This window comes from Enterococcus sp. AZ009 (assembly GCF_050548785.1).
GTDB lineage: Bacteria > Bacillota > Bacilli > Lactobacillales > Enterococcaceae > Enterococcus_D > Enterococcus_D entomosocium.
Window position 1 is genome coordinate 2,883,254 of sequence record NZ_CP172960.1, and the last position, 16,971, is coordinate 2,900,224.

Here is a 16,971-nt window from a genome sequence, read left to right on the forward strand (position 1 = left end):
CACTGTTGCTTACACTTGTGCTGCCACTAAAGCTTGTAGAATCGCTCGCACTTAATGACAACGAAGTACTTGTGCTTAGAGATAACGAGTCACTGATCGACGTACTTGCACTTGTCGAGTCACTGTTGCTTACACTTGTACTTAGCGATGATGAATCACTGATTGATGTGCTTGTACTTGCTGATTCACTGTTACTGATGCTTGTACTTACAGACAATGAATCGCTGATCGACGTGCTAGTGCTTGTTGACTCACTAATACTTGTAGATGTTGATTCGCTCACTGACGTACTTGCACTTGTCGATTCACTAGTACTTACGCTTGTGCTACCACTAAAGCTTGTAGAATCACTCGCACTTAGGGATGCTGAAATACTTGTGCTCAATGATGATGAATCACTGATTGATGTGCTCGTACTTGCTGATTCACTGTTACTGATGCTTGTACTTACAGACAATGAATCGCTGATCGACGTGCTCGTACTTGTCGAGTCACTGTTGCTTACACTTGTACTTAGCGATGATGAATCACTTAATGACGTACTTACACTTGTGGACTCGCTACTGCTAACACTTGTGCTTCCGCTAAAGCTTGCTGAATCACTCGCACTTAGAGATGTCGAAACACTTGTACTCAATGACAATGAATCACTGATTGATGTGCTCAGGCTTGTTGATTCACTGTTACTAATGCTTGTACTTACAGATAATGAATCGCTGATCGACGTGCTCGTACTTGTGGAATCACTGTTGCTTAGACTTGTGCTGCCACTAAAGCTTGTAGAATCGCTCGCACTTAATGATGTCGAAATGCTTGCACTTTGTGATGATGAGTCACTGATCGATGTGCTCAAGCTTGTCGACTCACTAACGCTTGTAGATGTTGATTCGCTCACTGACGTACTTGCACTTGTCGATTCACTAGTACTTACGCTTGTGCTACCACTAAAGCTTGTAGAATCACTCGCACTTAGGGATGCTGAAATACTTGTGCTCAATGATGATGAATCACTGATTGATGTGCTCGTACTTGCTGATTCACTGTTACTGATGCTTGTACTTACAGACAATGAATCGCTGATCGACGTGCTCGTACTTGTCGAGTCACTGTTGCTTACACTTGTACTTAGCGATGATGAATCACTTAATGACGTACTTACACTTGTGGACTCGCTACTGCTAACACTTGTGCTTCCGCTAAAGCTTGCTGAATCACTCGCACTTAGAGATGTCGAAACACTTGTACTCAATGACAATGAATCACTGATTGATGTGCTCAGGCTTGTTGATTCACTGTTACTAATGCTTGTACTTACAGATAATGAATCGCTGATCGACGTGCTCGTACTTGTGGAATCACTGTTGCTTAGACTTGTGCTGCCACTAAAGCTTGTAGAATCGCTCGCACTTAATGATGTCGAAATGCTTGCACTTTGTGATGATGAGTCACTGATCGATGTGCTCAAGCTTGTCGACTCACTAACGCTTGTAGATGATGATTCGCTCACTGACGTACTTGAGCTTGTCGACTCACTGTTGCTTACGCTTGTGCTACCACTAAAGCTTGCTGATTCACTCGCACTTAGGGATGTCGAAATGCTTGTGCTCAATGATGATGAATCACTGATTGACGTACTTTCACTTGCTGATTCACTGTTACTGATACTTGTACTTACAGACATTGAATCGCTAATCGACGTGCTGGTGCTTGTCGACTCACTATTACTTACACTTGTGCTACCACTAAAGCTTGCTGAATCACTCGCACTTAGAGATGTCGAAACACTTGTACTCAATGATAATGAATCACTGATTGATGTGCTCAAGCTTGTTGACTCACTAACGCTTGTAGATGTTGATTCGCTCACTGACGTACTTGCGCTTGTCGACTCACTGTTGCTTACGCTTGTGCTACCACTAAAGCTTGCTGATTCACTCGCACTTAGGGATGTCGAAATGCTTGTGCTCAATGATGATGAATCACTGATTGACGTACTTTCACTTGCTGATTCACTGTTACTGATACTTGTACTTACAGACATTGAATCGCTAATCGACGTGCTGGTGCTTGTCGACTCACTATTACTTACACTTGTGCTGCCACTGAAGCTTGCTGAATCACTCGCACTTAGAGATGTCGAAATACTTGTGCTCAATGATGATGAATCGCTGATCGACGTGCTCGTACTTGTGGACTCACTGCTGCTTACACTTGTGCTACCACTGAAGCTTGCTGATTCACTCGCACTTAGGGATGTCGAAATGCTTGTGCTCAATGATGATGAATCACTGATTGACGTACTTTCACTTGCTGATTCACTGTTACTAATACTTGTACTTACTGATAATGAATCGCTAATCGACGTGCTCGTACTTGTGGAATCACTGTTGCTTACACTTGTGCTGCCACTGAAGCTTGCAGAATCACTCGCACTTAGAGATGTCGAAATACTTGTGCTCAATGATGATGAATCACTGATTGATGTGCTTGTACTTGTCGACTCACTGTTGCTTACACTTGTGCTACCACTGAAGCTTGCAGAATCACTCGCGCTTAGAGATGTCGAAACACTTGTACTCAATGATGATGAATCACTGACTGATGTGCTCAGGCTTGCTGATTCACTGTTACTGATGCTTGTACTTACTGATAATGAATCGCTGATCGACGTGCTCGTACTTGTGGACTCACTGTTGCTTACACTTGTGCTGCCGCTAAAGCTTGCTGAATCACTCGCACTTAATGATGCCGAAATGCTTGTACTCAATGATGCAGAATCGCTGATTGACGTACTTTCACTTGCTGATTCGCTGTTACTGATGCTTGTACTTACTGATAATGAATCGCTAATCGACGTGCTCGTACTTGTGGACTCACTATTACTTACACTTGTGCTGCCACTAAAGCTTGCTGAATCACTCGCACTTAGAGATGTCGAAATACTTGTGCTCAATGATGATGAATCACTGACTGATGTGCTCAGGCTTGCTGATTCACTGTTACTGATGCTTGCACTTACTGATAATGAATCGCTGATTGACGTGCTCGTACTTGTGGACTCACTGTTGCTTACACTTGTGCTGCCGCTAAAGCTTGCTGAATCACTCGCACTTAATGATGCCGAAATGCTTGTACTCAATGATGCAGAATCGCTGATTGACGTACTTTCACTTGCTGATTCGCTGTTACTGATACTTGTACTTACTGATAACGAATCGCTGATCGATGTGCTGGTGCTTGTCGACTCACTAATACTTGTAGATGTTGAATCACTACTTGACGTACTTGCACTTGTCGAATCACTGTTACTTACACTTGTGCTACCGCTAAAGCTTGCTGAATCACTCGCACTTAGAGATGTCGAAATACTTGTGCTCAATGATGATGAATCACTGACTGATGTGCTCAGGCTTGCTGATTCACTGTTACTGATGCTTGTACTTACTGATAATGAATCGCTGATCGACGTGCTCGTACTTGTGGACTCACTGTTGCTTACACTTGTGCTGCCGCTAAAGCTTGCTGAATCACTCGCACTTAATGATGCCGAAATGCTTGTACTCAATGATGCAGAATCGCTGATCGATGTGCTGGTGCTTGTCGACTCACTAATACTTGTAGATGTTGATTCACTACTTGACGTACTTGCACTTGTCGAATCACTGTTACTTACACTTGTACTCCCACTGAAGCTTGCTGAATCACTCTCACTTAGAGATGTCGAAATACTTGTGCTCAATGATGATGAATCACTGATCGATGTGCTCAGACTTGCTGATTCGCTGTTACTGATACTTGTACTTACTGATAACGAATCGCTGATCGATGTGCTGGTGCTTGTTGACTCACTAATACTTGTAGATGTTGACTCACTACTTGACGTACTTGCACTTGTTGATTCACTTGTACTTACGCTTGTGCTTCCGCTAAAGCTTGCTGAATCACTCGCACTTAAGGATCTCGAAATGCTTGTACTCAATGATGATGAATCACTGATTGATGTGCTTGCACTTGCTGATTCACTGTTACTGATACTTGTACTTACTGATAACGAATCGCTGATCGACGTGCTGGTACTTGTCGAGTCACTGGTGCTTACACTTGTGCTGCCACTAAAGCTTGCTGAATCACTCGCACTTAGAGATGTCGAAACACTTGTGCTCAATGATGATGAATCACTGATCGATGTGCTCAGACTTGCTGATTCACTGTTACTGATACTTGTACTTACAGACATTGAATCGCTAATCGAAGTGCTGGTACTTGTTGACTCACTAACACTTGTAGATGTTGATTCGCTCGATGACGTACTTGCACTTGTCGAATCACTGTTACTTACACTTGTGCTACCGCTAAAGCTTGCTGAATCACTCGCACTTAAAGATATCGAAATACTTGTGCTCAATGATGATGAATCGCTGATTGATGCGCTTGTACTTGTTGACTCACTGATACTTGTAGATGTTGATTCGCTCGATGACGTACTTGCGCTTATGGAATCACTGTTGCTTACACTTGTGCTACCACTGAAGCTTGCTGAATCACTCGCACTTAATGATGTCGAAACACTTGTGCTCAATGATGCAGAATCGCTGATTGATGTGCTTGTACTTGCTGATTCACTGTTACTGATACTTGTACTTAATGACAATGAATCGCTAATCGATGTGCTCAGGCTTGTCGACTCACTAACACTTGTAGATGTTGATTCGCTCGATGACGTACTTGCGCTTGTGGAATCGCTGTTGCTTACACTTGTGCTACCACTAAAGCTTGCTGATTCACTCGCACTTAGGGATGTCGAAATGCTTGTACTCAATGATGCAGAATCGCTGATTGATGTGCTTGTACTTGCTGATTCACTGTTACTGATACTTGTACTTAATGATAATGAATCGCTAATCGATGTGCTCAGGCTTGTCGACTCACTAACACTTGTAGATGTTGATTCGCTCGATGACGTACTTGCGCTTGTGGAATCGCTGTTGCTTACACTTGTGCTACCACTAAAGCTTGCTGATTCACTCGCACTTAGGGATGTCGAAATGCTTGTACTCAATGATGCAGAATCGCTGATTGATGTGCTTGTACTTGCTGATTCACTGTTACTGATACTTGTACTTAATGATAATGAATCGCTAATCGATGTGCTCAGGCTTGTCGACTCACTAACACTTGTAGATGTTGATTCGCTCGATGACGTACTTGCGCTTGTGGAATCGCTGTTGCTTACACTTGTGCTACCACTAAAGCTTGCTGAATCACTCGCACTTAATGATGCAGAAATGCTTGTACTCAATGATGCAGAATCGCTGATTGACGTACTTTCACTTGCTGATTCGCTGTTACTGATACTTGTACTTACTGATAACGAATCGCTGATCGACGTGCTGGTGCTTGTTGACTCACTAATGCTTGCAGATGTTGATTCACTGCTTGACGTACTTGCGCTTGTGGAATCACTGTTGCTTACACTTGTACTACCACTAAAGCTTGCTGATTCACTCGCACTTAGGGAAGATGAAACACTTGTACTCAATGATGATGAATCACTAATTGATGTGCTTGTACTTGCTGATTCACTGTTACTGATACTTGTACTTAATGATAATGAATCGCTAATCGATGTGCTGGTGCTTGTTGACTCACTAATACTTGTAGATGTTGATTCACTACTTGACGTACTTGTACTTGTCGAATCACTGTTGCTTACACTTGTGCTGCCACTAAAGCTTGCTGATTCACTCGCACTTAGGGAAGATGAAATACTTGTACTCAATGATAATGAATCGCTGATCGAGGTGCTTGTGCTTGTGGATTCACTAATACTTACAGATGTTGATTCACTACTTGACATACTTGTACTTGTCGAATCACTGTTGCTTACACTTGTACTACCACTGTAACTTGCAGAATCACTCGCACTTAGGGATGTCGAAATGCTTGTACTCAATGATGCAGAATCGCTGATTGACGTACTTTCACTTGTTGACTCACTAATACTTACTGAAAGTGAATTACTTGCAGATATACTTTCGCTTGCCGAATCGCTATTACTTACACTCGTACTGCCGCTATAACTTGCTGAATCACTCGCACTTAGGGATGTCGAAACACTTGTGCTCAATGATGATGAATCACTGATCGAGGTGCTCAGGCTTGTTGACTCACTAATACTTACTGAAAGTGAATTACTTGCAGATATACTTTCGCTTGCCGAATCGCTATTACTTACGCTCGTACTGCCGCTATAACTTGCAGAGTCACTTGCACTTAATGATGTCGAAATGCTGGCGCTCAATGAGGATGAATCACTAAGCGAGGTACTCAAACTCATTGACTCACTGTTACTTAATGATAATGAATCGCTAACTGATGTGCTGGTACTGATTGACTCGCTAATACTTACAGATGTTGATGCACTAGCTGACGTACTTACACTTGTGGAATCACTGTTACTTACACTTGTGCTGCCACTGAAGCTTGCTGATTCGCTAGTAGACTCACTATTGCTTTCACTAATGCTCAATGACATCGACCTACTAATTGAATTTGAGATCGAGTCTGATTCCGATAAACTTTCTGATAAACTCATGCTAGCACTCAATGAATCAGAAATAGATTCGCTGAAACTAATGCTCTCACTAAGCGAAGAAGAATCAGATTCACTAATTGCGACAGATAATGATTCTGATGCTGAAATACTTTCTGATACTGAATCACTCTCTGACAATGATAGTGAAGTGGATTCACTGAGTGATTGCGAGAGTGAAACTGATACTGACTCAGATAAAGATAAACTTTCAGAATCACTTGTACTGTTGCTCAATGATCCAGAAACAGAGGCACTAAAGCTAGAACTATCACTTTCTGAATCTGACTCAGAAACACTAGCTGATATGGATAACGATTCTGATGCTGAAAGACTTTCTGACATTGAATCACTATCCGACAATGAAATCGATGTTGAAATACTTTCAGATAGGGATTCTGATAAAGATTCTGAATCACTAAGCGAAATTGAAAGAGACATTGATTCACTTTCTGAGATAGAGGTCGATGACGAGCCACTCTCTGAGTCCGACACTGAAATAGATTCACTTGTTGAAAGAGACGCTGATTCTGAGTCACTCAATGAGATCGAAACCGATTCTGAATCACTTAAAGAAGTTGAAGTAGAGATTGATGTTGATAATGATTCAGATGTCGAATCATTCATATCAGATTCACTTTCTGAAATAGACGATGACAATGAGTCACTCTCTGATTCTGAAACTGAAACAGACTCACTCATTGATGTAGACATTGATTCTGAATCACTAACAGAGATCGATTCTGATAAAGAGTCACTTTCTGAAATCGATTGAGAAAGAGAAACACTTTCTGATTCTGAAGTAGAAGTAATAATGGATTCTGATAATGATTCACTTCCCGAAACAGACTCTGAAGTAGACAAAGATACCGGATCTTGTTCATAATTGACCGTGAACATCTGAGGTGAAGAATCCATTTGAGATGCTCCATTGCTGGTGGTATCAAAAGTTTGATTGGCAGCCATAGCTTCCGCTAATGTATTGTAGACTACTCCATCTGGTCCTGTAACCGTATAAATATATCCATTTCTCTCTAAATCTGCATCTGTTACACCAAGAGTGATACTTTCGTTTGAAACGCCAGAAGTACCATATTTTCCAACAGTGACTGTTCCCGGGATTTGCTCAAATGCTTCCCCTGTAGCAGGATCTGATTCCGGTTGATTATTTCCAACGACACCGACTTCTTGATAAGACGGATAGAGAGTGATCGTAATAAACTGTTGATCACTATCTGTCGTACTACCATTATTGCTAGTATTATCAAAAACAAATGTCCCTGTTTGATCTGCATAATAACCGGTTTGAGTGAGGTAATCCGCAATTAAATCCTCATAACTTATTTCTTGGCCGGTCGTCCCATTGATGGCAACTGTGCCAGTTTGGTTTTGTAATGGACGACCATCTGAATTAACAAATGTTACATTGACTGTTTGTGTATCTGCTACAACGTAAATAGTGGTTAGACTCGCACCTGTTCCTACTGTAGTAGATCCAGGCTGTACATTGCCATTTAATACTGCACCTGTTGCATAATAGTAACCAGGAGGTAAATTCGTCGAAGTATAGTAACTATTGGTCCAATCAATAACATTCCCGTAGTTTGCAGGAACTCTATCTGTTCCTGAAGCTTCGGTACCAGCATTCATGTACTCAGAAGAAATCACTTGACCTGTCTTAACGTCAACATATTGGTACTGAACCGAATTATTAGCAACACCGTATACATAAATATTATAGGTATAATTGGTGTTTTCCATCGGAACGATCGCAACTGTCGCTTGTCCATAACTATCCCCATTATCGGCATTAGTCGTACTATCTCCGCCACTTTGGCCATCGTTTTTCGCAGAACTAGCGACTTGAGTACCAATTGCCCACATATAATTATCAGGCATTAGATCATTGGCATACTCCAACGTTTGCAAATCAAGATACTCACCAATGTAATTAACGTCTGGATCAATTGGCATATCAACAGTTTTGATAATATTGCCATACTGATCAACATAGTTTACAGTTACAGTTCCTGGTGCAATAGCAACAGTCGCTAATTCACGGGTAGAAGTATCTACAATATTAGATGTAGTAACATTTCCAGCCGTATCTTTAATGGTGGTTGTCGTACCTGAAATAGTCATCTCTACGAATTTTAAGTTACGGTTTCCTTCTGGAGCAGCGGTTTGGCTACTGCTGCCTTGCCATGTACTAATCTGAGAATTATTCATGACAAATGTTCCCGAACCTGTAATCAATCGGCCAGCCGAAACAGCTCCTGAAGAAGTTAAACGTGCTAAGTGCAATGCTCGCGGTGAAATAAAGCGAATGGTTGCGCCAGAATCAACGTTTACAACAGTATTGGCATTCCATTGTTGCAAATCAAGTACCGTTCCTGCATTAAATGTAACAACCGCTCTATTTGTGACATTCAGCGAGTTAGAACCTACTGTACGCGTAGCCGTCATTTGTAAATTTTGTCCAAAAGTTGCAGTTCGGTCATTTGATTGACTTCCTGAATAACGAGAAAAATCAAGGAGCATTTGGAAGCCGTCTTGTTTCCAGGTTACGTCATCTCCAACAGTGATTGAGTTAAATCCATAATAGACAAGGGGATAGTTGTTACTATTATAGGTACTAAGTTCGTTCCCAATAATTGTCGCTCCATCACCTACTTTAAAGGTATGGTTGAATCCTGTATCACTCGCATTGTTCCCTCGGATGGCCATATAGTAAAACATGGAATAACCAGTGGTACCAGCTGTTCGATTCAACTCTACATGGGATCCGTTAGCGATAGCTACTTCCCCAATTTGCATCAATTCTTGTTTTACATTGGCAACGATTTTGCCTGATAAAGTCACTTGACTATCCTCAGCGTCCAGTAGTCGTCGTGGTTGATAAGCAGTATCTGTTCCGCTAACACCATCTCGTCCTTCGAGAGTGACATTATCGATATTGAAGTACCAGTATCCATAACCACCTGTTGCCGACCTTGAATCGATCACAGCGTCCGCTGTACCTGTCCCACTGTCTCCTGAGTTGGTGCCTGACTGCCAATGAATCAAGTTAATATTTGTGATCGTAAAAATAGAACCGCGAACCGTAGAACTTGCCCCTACATTAAACGCTGCTCCTGCCATATTGACTGTAAAACCATTCCCGTCAATAATCACACTCGTTTCGCGCCAACCCAAATCACGAGTTGCCACATTGGTAGCCGCTGTAATATTGGCGGTTACCTCGATATAGGTAATCGAAGAATTTCCATATGCTGCTTTTAAGGTAGCCCAGTCAGTAACTGCGGCATAAGTGCCATTAGCAATAGCGGTTTGCTTATATAAATCTTTATTCTTCACTTGGTCTGGCACATCAACTGTTACCCCAGAAGGTGAATTGGTTTTATTTCCATCATTGATTGCCTGCTCAAATTCTTCTCGACCCATATCCGGATCTGCAGAAACATTGATTTTAATGATCTGCCCCGATTGGGTGGTAATTGCAAAACTTGCAATCAAATTATTGGCACTAGCATATTGTTGCGCTGCCCGTATCAAAGATGTACTTGGTGAATTGCCATCTTTGACTACTATCTCTAATGAATTCGTTGTAGTGTCAACCGACGCTTGTACTTTCTTCGGCACTAATTGATCAAAGAGATCTTGTGCTTTTTGCGATTCTACTTTATTTTTTTCGGAGACTGTTTGTTTTGGTGGGTTCTTTTGACTTACTGACGTTGAATGAGAGACGCTGGTAGATCGTGACATCGATAGACTAGTCGATTCTGATGCACTTGACGACAACGAACCACTTTCTGAAATAGAGGTACTTTCTGAGATACTCAAACTCTCTGATTCAGACACACTCTCCTCCTCGGAAAGGCTCATTGATTCAGAAGTGCTTTGGGATTCTTCAATAGTGGTAACATTGTTTTCAATTTCTGAATCACTCACACTCTGGGATTCGGTTAAACTAGTTGACTCTGTTGCACTTTGTGACTGGGTAATACTTTCGGATTCAGAAAAACTATCCGATGGCTGTGTGCTTTCAGATTGAGAAGTAGCTTCACTTTCTTGTGTCGATGAAGCCGGTATTTTGGTCGTCGTTTTATTTGCCAAGACATTCTCGGCATTTGCTTCTTTACTTGCATCTAATGGCGGTGTGATTTCTGAAGCATGTGCCACGATTGGCGCGATACTCAATCCAGCAATGCCAGTAAAAGAAGTGATCGTTGCATAGACCCAATGTTTTCCGCTTTTATACATCTTGTAGCGTTCACTTTTATTGGAGCGTAACAACTTTCGATAATTATTCTTTTTACTCATTACGTTTATTTTTCTCCCCTTTCGTAAAAATGTTTTATAAACTTCCCCAAGTCCTATTTATTTAGAAGATAGGATAACTAATTATTTCATAGCTAGTAAAAAAGTTACGTTTTGTCCCAGAATCGGGACAAAAAAAAGCAACCTCTCCAATAGAAGAGGTTACTCCACTTGAAATTCCTGTTGGACAAGCTTTAAAGCAGCTGCGATCGTATCGTCCATATCATAATAGCGATAGCTGGCTAGGCGCCCACCAAACAAACAATTTTTTTGCTGTTGCGCTAATTTTTCATACTTGCGATACAATGCATTATTGCTTTGATCGTTAATTGGGTAGTAAGGAATATCTCCTTTCTTCCACTCTTTCGGGTATTCTTTAGTGATAACTGTTCTTTTTGACACCACTGGACAAAAATGTTTATGCTCAATGATTCGCGTATAGGGCGTTTGACTGTCTGTAAAGTTCATGACGGCTGTTCCTTGGTAATTATCCGTGTTATAGACTTCAGTTTCAAAATGTAAAGACCGATAGGCCAACTCGCCATAACAATAATCGAAATATTGATCAATCATTCCAGTATAAACAATGTTCTTAGAAGAGGATTCATGTCGTGTGCGATCTGCAAAAAAATCAGTCTCTAAAGAAACATCAATCAGTGGATGTGTAAGCATTTTTTGAATCATTTGTGTATAACCCAATTTAGGTATTCCTTGAAAAATATCCGTAAAATAATTGTTGTTAAAGGTATACCGGATCGGCAGCCTTTTGATAATAAAAGAAGGAAGAAGATCACATTCTCGTCCCCACTGTTTTTCAGTGTAGCCTTTGATCAGCTTATGATAGATGTCTGGTCCGACTAAAGAAAGAGCCTGTTCTTCTAAATTTCGTGGTCTTTTTATTCTTGTCTTTTCAATTTGAGTCATTATTTTGGTACGAGCTTCAGCAGGATTTTTGGTTCCCCACAGTTGGTAAAATGTGTTCATATTAAAAGGAAGATTATATAGCTCGCCTTGATAGTTTGCAATAGGAGCATGAATGTAGGGATAGAATTCAGTAAACTGATTGATATAGTCCCAAATTTTTTTACTCGATGTATGAAAAATATGCGCACCATATTTATGTACGTCGATTCCTGCTTGTTTTTCTGTATAACAATTACCGCCAATATGTGTCCGTTTTTCCAACATTTTCACTGTATGTCCCCGTTTCGCTGCTTCATGAGCAAAAACTGAGCCAAAAAGACCTGTACCAACGATCAAATAATCATAAGCCATTTTTTTCTCCTAAAAACTATTTTCTTTTATTATAGGATTTTGATAAGTCAGAACTATAATTTCTTTTTTTTGAAAAAGAAAATATAGAAGAAATGACTACCTTCTGTTATCTTAAATGATTGGTCATTGTCTGCACTGAATGAATCGAGGCAACAAAAAAGCTCTGAAATCGCAGCAGCTGACTGTTAAATCAACCGCTGCTCTTTCAGAGCAAAGCAATAATCGAAAGATTATTTATTTTTTAAGTTGTAGAAAGCTTGCAAGCCTTTGTATTCAGCAACTTCACCAAGTTGGTCTTCGATACGTAGTAATTGGTTGTATTTTGCAATACGGTCAGTACGTGAAAGAGAACCAGTTTTGATTTGGCCAGCGTTTGTTGCAACAGCGATATCAGAGATTGTTGAATCTTCTGTTTCACCTGAACGGTGAGAAACTACTGCAGTGTAACCAGCTTCTTTCGCCATTTCGATAGCATTGAATGTTTCCGTCAATGTACCGATTTGGTTAACTTTGATAAGGATTGAGTTACCGATACCGTTTTTGATTCCTTTTTCAAGGATTTCAGTATTTGTAACAAACAAGTCATCCCCTACTAATTGAACTTTGTCGCCTAAGCGTTCAGTTAATAGTTTCCAACCATCCCAATCGTTTTCATCCATACCGTCTTCGATAGTGATGATTGGGTATTTGTTAACTAATTCTTCTAAGTAGTCAACTTGTTCAGCAGCAGTACGTTTTACGCCGTTTTCGCCTTCAAATTTAGAGTAGTCGTAAACACCGTTTTCGTAGAATTCTGATGATGCACAGTCAAATCCTAGGTATACATCTTTACCTGGTTCTAAACCAGCAGCTTTGATTGCTTCTAAGATTGTTTCAACACCGTCTTCAGTTCCTTCAAAACGAGGAGCGAAACCACCTTCGTCACCTACTGAAGTTTCTAAACCACGTTTAGACAAGATTGATTTCAAAGCGTGGAATACTTCAGTACCCCAACGTAAGCCTTCTTTGAATGTAGGTGCGCCTACAGGCAAGATCATGAATTCTTGGAAAGCGATTGGTGCGTCAGAGTGAGAACCACCGTTGATGATGTTCATCATAGGAGTTGGCAATACTTTTGTATTGAATCCGCCTAAGTAGTGGTATAAAGGTACTTCTAGGTAATCAGCAGCTGCACGAGCAACAGCGATAGAAACACCAAGAATCGCGTTTGCGCCTAATTTGCCTTTGTTAGGAGTTCCGTCTAAAGCGATCATTGCTTTATCGATAGCCATTTGGTCACGTACATCGTAGCCGATGATAGCTTCTGCAATGATGTTATTTACATTGTCAACTGCTTTCGTTACACCTTTACCGCCATAACGAGCTTTGTCGCCATCACGTAATTCAACTGCTTCGTGTTCACCTGTTGAAGCTCCTGAAGGAACCATTCCGCGGCCGAAAGCACCTGATTCTGTGTAGACTTCTACTTCGATAGTTGGGTTACCACGTGAGTCTAAGACTTCGCGTGCGTAAACATCAGTAATAATTGACATGTTTTGTCTCTCCTTTGAGTTTGTTTTATCTTAAGGGGAATGCCCCTTGCGAACAACTTAATTGTAGTGAAAAAATGACGATTCTGCAAATGTTATTTTCATGAAAATGAAATTATTTTACAGCATCTAATAATGCTAGGAATGAATCAGCTTGCAAGCTTGCTCCGCCAACTAATGCTCCGTCAACATTTTCTTTTGCCATGTATTCAGCAATGTTTTCAGGCTTTACAGAGCCGCCGTATTGAATACGTACGCTGTCTGAAACTTCTTTGCCGTATAATTTTTCAACGGTTTTGCGGACAACGCCACAAATTTCGTCTGCGATGTTTGCATCCGCAGATTTACCAGTACCGATCGCCCAGATTGGTTCGTAAGCAATCACAAGATTACTTACTTGACCGTCTGTTAAACCGTCTAAGCCAGCAGTGATTTGTCCTTCGATCCACTCCGCTGTTTTGCCAGCTTCATAGGTTTCTAAAGATTCACCACAGCATAGGATTGGGATCATGCCGTTTGCAAAGATTGCTTTGGCTTTTTTGTTGATGTCTTCATCTGTCTCATGGAAGTATTCACGACGTTCTGAATGACCAATGATGACATAGTCAACACCTAGATCTGCTAAAGCTGCTGGTGAAGTTTCGCCAGTAAAGGCACCTTCATTTTCCCAGTAGCTGTTTTGAGCAGCAATTTTTAATTCTGTTCCTTCAGCAGCATTCACTAATGTTTCTAAGAATAAAGCTGGCGAACCGATCACAGAGTCAACTGTCTCGTTGCTAGGAATTTTTGTTTTGACTGCTTCAGCAAATTCTTTTGCTTCTTTCGCAGTTTTATTCATTTTCCAGTTTCCGGCAATAATTGGTTTGCGCATGTTCTGGCACTCCTTTTCGTTATCAAGCGTGCAAAGGAGATTCTTTGCACGGCTTGTCATTGATTATTTATCGTTGATCGCAGCTAGGCCAGGAAGTGTTTTTCCTTCTAGCAATTCAAGGCTGGCACCGCCACCTGTTGAGATGTGGGTAAATTTGTCAGCAAACCCTAATTGTTCTGCTGCAGCTGCAGAGTCACCGCCACCGATGATCGTTGTTGCATCTTCAAGGTTGGCAATTGCTTCACAAACACCGATCGTACCGTTTGCGAAGTTAGACATTTCAAACACACCCATAGGTCCGTTCCAAACGACTGTTTTTGCGCCTTTTAATGTTTCAGCAAACAAAGCGATGGTTTCAGGTCCGATATCTAAGCCCATTTGTCCTTCAGGAACATCACCAGTATGTTCTTCTGTTGGGACATCATTTGAAAACTCAGCAGCAGTGATTGAATCAACTGGTAATACTAATTTATCGCCAGCTTTTTCGATCAATTCTTTTGCTAATTCTACTTTATCTGCTTCCACAAGAGAATTACCGATTTCCATGCCTTTTGCTTTGTAGAACGTATACGTCATTCCGCCGCCGATCAAGATTTTGTCTGCTTTAGGAATCAAGTTTTCGATTACGCCGATTTTGTCAGATACTTTTGCTCCACCAAGAATCGCGATCATTGGACGTTTTGGTTCTTCGACTGCTTCACCGATGAATTTGATTTCTTTTTCCATTAAGAAACCAGCAACTGTTGGGATACCTGTTGAAGCGATCCCTACGTTTGAAGCGTGTGCGCGGTGTGCGGTACCAAAGGCATCATTTACAAAAACATCGCCTAAAGAAGCCCAGTATTTTCCTAGTTCAGGATCGTTTTTGCTTTCTTTTTTGCCATCGATGTCTTCGAAACGAGTGTTTTCAAAAACAACGACATCGCCATCTTGCATGTTGTTGATCGCTGCTTCTAATTTTTCGCCGCGGGTTTCATCAACGAATGTTACTTCTTTGCCTAACAATTCGCCTAGACGTTTCGCAACTGGCGCTAAAGATTTTCCAGCTTTATCTGCTTCTTCTTTCACACGACCTAAGTGTGAGAAAAGAATTGCTTTTCCGCCGTTTTCGATCACATAATTGATTGTTGGTAATGCTGCTTTGATCCGTGTATCATCTCCGATCACTCCATCTTTCAATGGAACGTTGAAGTCCACACGTACAAGAACTTTTTTATCTTTTAAATCGATATCTTGAACTGTCATTTTAGCCATGAACAGATTCCTCCTAGCATAATTGTTAAAAAAAGCGGAGAAGCGCGATGCTTCCCCGCTTTCTCTTGCGATGGTTTAAATTAAAGTCGTTCGCAACTCTTATAGGTTAGCGAAGTATTCTAAAGTACGTACTAATTGTGCAGTGTATGACATTTCATTGTCGTACCAAGCAACAGTTTTAACTAATTGTTTGTCGCCAACAGTCATAACTTTTGTTTGAGTTGCATCAAATAATGAACCGTAAGTCATACCAACGATATCAGAAGAAACGATTTCGTCTGTGTTGTAACCGTAAGATTCGTTTGAAGCTTCTTTCATTGCTGCATTGATTTCATCAACAGTTACTTCTTTGTCAAGAACAGTAACTAATTCAGTTAATGAACCAGTTGCAACAGGAACACGTTGAGCAGCACCATCTAATTTGCCGTTCAATTCTGGGATTACTAAGCCGATCGCTTTAGCAGCACCAGTTGAGTTAGGCACGATGTTTGCAGCAGCAGCACGGGCACGGCGGAAGTCACCTTTAGGGTGTGGTCCGTCTAGAGTCATTTGGTCACCTGTGTAAGCATGGATTGTAGTCATTAATCCTTCAATCACACCAAATTTGTCGTTCAATGTTTTCGCCATAGGAGCTAAACAGTTTGTTGTACATGAAGCACCAGAGATAACTGTTTCTTCACCTGTTAAAGTTTCATGGTTTGTGTTGTAAACGATTGTTGGAACATCGTTTCCACCAGGAGCTGAGATAACTACACGTTTTGCACCAGCTGTTAAATGTTTTTCAGCAGCTGCTTTAGAAGTGAAGAATCCAGTACATTCTAACACGATTTCAACACCTAGTTCGCCCCAAGGCAATTCTTCAGGGTTGCGGTTAGCTAAAACTTTGATTTCGTTTCCGTTCACATTGAATGAACCTTCGTGAACTTCAACTGTACCGTTGAAACGTCCTTGTGTTGTATCATATTTTAACAAGTGAGCTAACATTTTAGCGTCTGTTAAGTCATTGATAGCCACAACTTCGATTCCTTCTACTTCTTGGATACGACGAAATGCTAAGCGTCCGATACGTCCAAATCCATTAATACCTACTTTAACTGTCATTTAAGATTTCCTCCTTATGAAAATCATAA

Annotated in this window: 5 protein-coding genes and 1 pseudogene; all 6 read right to left on the bottom strand. The window is 41.0% G+C overall.

The genetic code is table 11. The annotated features are described in order from the left end of the window. Positions 1 to 13: 13 nt before the first annotated feature. Positions 14 to 10,915, bottom strand: a pseudogene (locus IGJ74_RS13700) (KxYKxGKxW signal peptide domain-containing protein); the annotation flags it as partial. Between the two features lie 159 nt (positions 10,916 to 11,074). Continuing rightward, a complete protein-coding gene (gene glf, locus IGJ74_RS13705; RefSeq protein WP_086316476.1) occupies positions 11,075 to 12,187 on the bottom strand; it encodes a UDP-galactopyranose mutase in 1,113 nt (370 codons plus the stop codon). Between the two features lie 230 nt (positions 12,188 to 12,417). Then, a complete protein-coding gene (gene eno, locus IGJ74_RS13710) occupies positions 12,418 to 13,719 on the bottom strand; it encodes a surface-displayed alpha-enolase (protein ID WP_005234360.1) in 1,302 nt (433 codons plus the stop codon). A 112-nt stretch (positions 13,720 to 13,831) separates the two neighbouring features. Then, positions 13,832 to 14,587, bottom strand: coding sequence for a triose-phosphate isomerase (tpiA, locus tag IGJ74_RS13715; RefSeq protein WP_008380860.1), 756 nt, complete (start codon positions 14,585 to 14,587; stop codon positions 13,832 to 13,834). Positions 14,588 to 14,650: 63 nt separating this feature from the next. Then, positions 14,651 to 15,841 (bottom strand): phosphoglycerate kinase, encoded by a 1,191-nt coding sequence (locus tag IGJ74_RS13720; protein ID WP_005234355.1) that lies wholly within the window; start codon positions 15,839 to 15,841, stop codon positions 14,651 to 14,653. Between the two features lie 99 nt (positions 15,842 to 15,940). Beyond that, complete coding sequence (gap, locus tag IGJ74_RS13725; protein WP_008380858.1) at positions 15,941 to 16,942, bottom strand: type I glyceraldehyde-3-phosphate dehydrogenase; 1,002 nt, start codon at positions 16,940 to 16,942, stop codon at positions 15,941 to 15,943. Positions 16,943 to 16,971 lie beyond the last annotated feature (29 nt).